Raw genomic sequence first — 2,406 nt, forward strand, 5'->3', positions numbered from 1 at the left:
AAAGCGCGCCGGGGTGACGAGGGTTCGTGGGGATGGCGAAGGCTCGTCCGGCCGTTCATTGGTGAAACGCGGCCCGCAATACATCGGCGAGTTCGGGGCGGCGCGCCTGGGTGCCGGTGAAACTGTCGGGGGGATCGCCTACCGTCGGCGGCATGCGAATCCTGCACACCTCCGACTGGCATATCGGGCGCACCTTCCACGGTGTCGATCTGCTGTCCGATCAGGAGTGTTCGCTGCGCGCCATTGCCGAACTGGTGGCGGCGGAGCGGGTGGATGTGGTGGTGCTTCCGGGGGATGTGTACGACCGCTCCATTCCCAGTGCGGATGCGATCGCGGTGTGCAATCGGGGGTTCGAGGCTATTCGCGCCGCGGGGGCGACCATTGTGGCCACCTCTGGCAATCACGATTCGCCGACGCGGCTCGGGGCGCTGGGCACGTTCGCCGCGGCGGGCGGATTGCATCTTCGATGCGGCATAGCCGAAGTGGCGCGGCCGGTAATGGTGCCCGATTCGCACGGAGAGGTGGCTTTCTACGGAATTCCGTATCTGGAGCCGGAAATCACCCGCGCGGAACTGGGCGTGCCGCAGGCGCGTTCGCACGCCGAGATTCTGGACGCGGCCATGGGGTTGGTTCGCGCCGATCTGGCGGCGCGGGCCGGGGTGCGGTCGGTGGTGCTGGCGCACGCCTTCGTGGTGGGCGGTGAGGCGACCGGATCCGAGCGTTCGATTTCGGTGGGCGGTGTGGAGACGGTGCCGCTCGGCGCGTTCGCCGGGATCGACTATGTGGCGCTGGGACATCTGCATTCTCCGCAGACGCTGTCGGAGTCGGTGCGGTACTCCGGATCGCCGCTGCCGTATTCGTTCGGCGAGCGGTCGCATCGCAAATCGGTGTGGATCGTTGACCTCGACGCCGACGGTTTGTCCGAGGTGACGCGGCACGAGCTGCCGGTGGTGCGCGGGCTGAGTCAGCTCAGCGGCACGCTGGAAGAGCTGCTCAGAGCGCCGGAACACGTTGCTGCCGAAGCGGATTACGTCTCGGCCACGCTGACCGATCAGGCCCGGCCGGTCGATGCGCTGCGCAAACTGCGGGAACGTTTCCCGCACGCGGTGCATGTGGAATGGGCACGCCCGGAAGGCAATCCGGAGCTGCACTACCGCGAGCGCGTACGTGGCCGCCGCGATACCGAGATCGCGCAGAGCTTCCTGACCGACGTTCGCGGCGCACCCACCTCGGGCGAGATGACCTGGTTGGAACGGGCACTCGGCGTGGCCGCGCGCGAAAAGGACGGTCCGGTGCGAGCGCCCGCGGAGCGGCGACCGGTTGCCGAGGACGGCAGCACCCGGCTATCGGGTGACGGTGAATTGGACGGCGATATCGGACTTTTCGGGCTCACCCCGCCCGAATCCGAGGGTGGCGCAGCCGAGTTGACCGCATGACGGGTAATCGCGGAGGCGCGACGGCGTGTCCCCAGGACAGTCGACCGCGCCGGGTTGTTGGATGGTGTGTGGAGGCGGAAGGGGTTCGCGCGTGCGGCTGCATCGTTTGGAGCTGACGGCTTTCGGGCCGTTCGCGGAGACCGCCGTGGTGGATTTCGACGAATTGGGGGCAGACGGGCTCTTCCTGCTGCACGGGCAGACCGGCGCGGGCAAGACCACCGTGCTGGACGCGGTCGCCTTCGCGCTCTACGGAAGTGTGCCCGGGGCGCGCGGGGAGAAGCGCCTGCACTCCGACCATGCCGATGAGCAGACCCCGCCACGGGTGCGATTGGAGGCCACGCTCGGCGGCCGTCGGCTGCGTTTGACGCGTTCACCGGAGTTTCAGCGCCCGAGTTCGCGCGCGAAAAGCGGTTGGGTCAAAGAGAATGCGTCGGCCACCCTGGAATGGTTGGACGGCCGCGGCCAGCACCTGTCCCGAATTCCCGATATCGGCGAAGAGGTGCTGCGCCTGCTCGGTATGAGCGCCGACCAGTTCTTCCAGGTCGTGCTGCTGCCGCAGGGCGATTTCGCGCGCTTCCTGCGCGCCGATAACGAGGATCGCGAAAAGCTTCTCGAAAAACTCTTCGATACCGAACGTTTCGGCACCGCCGAACAGTGGCTGATCGATAAGCGCCGTGCCAGTGGCGCCGATCTCGATACCCGTAAAACCACCATCGATCGCCTCATCGGCCAGGTCGTCACCGCCGCCGGTCTCCCCGCCACCGAAACCGCGGGCCTGCTCGAATCCGGTGAATGGTCGCGCACCCTGCTGACCGCCGCCCGCGCCGACCTCACCGACACCACGGCCGAACGCGAACGGCACCAGCAGATCTCGGCCCGCGCCCGCGCCGCCGCCGAGGAGCAGCGCCGCCTGCACACCCTGCACCGCCGCCGCGCCGAGGCCACCGCCCAGCTCACCGCCCACGCCGAA

2 protein-coding genes are annotated in these 2,406 nt (G+C 68.1%); both read left to right on the top strand.

Annotation, left to right across the window (positions count from 1 at the left end):
- Window positions 1-152 precede the first annotated feature (152 nt).
- Window positions 153-1,436, top strand: coding sequence for an exonuclease SbcCD subunit D (locus tag NA10_RS35005; RefSeq protein WP_084515696.1), 1,284 nt, complete (start codon window positions 153-155; stop codon window positions 1,434-1,436).
- 91 nt (window positions 1,437-1,527) lie between these two features.
- Window positions 1,528-2,406 (top strand): AAA family ATPase (locus tag NA10_RS35010; protein WP_157557016.1); only part of this gene is annotated, 879 nt, incomplete at its 3' end.

The organism is Nocardia acidivorans NBRC 108247 (assembly GCF_001625085.1).
Classification (GTDB): Bacteria; Actinomycetota; Actinomycetes; order Mycobacteriales; family Mycobacteriaceae; genus Nocardia; species Nocardia acidivorans.

What these genes read in the sequence shown, in the direction of transcription:
- NA10_RS35005 (WP_084515696.1), top strand. Translation starts at nt 153, where the DNA reads ATGCGAATCCTGCACACCTCCGACTGGCATATCGGGCGCACCTTCCAC.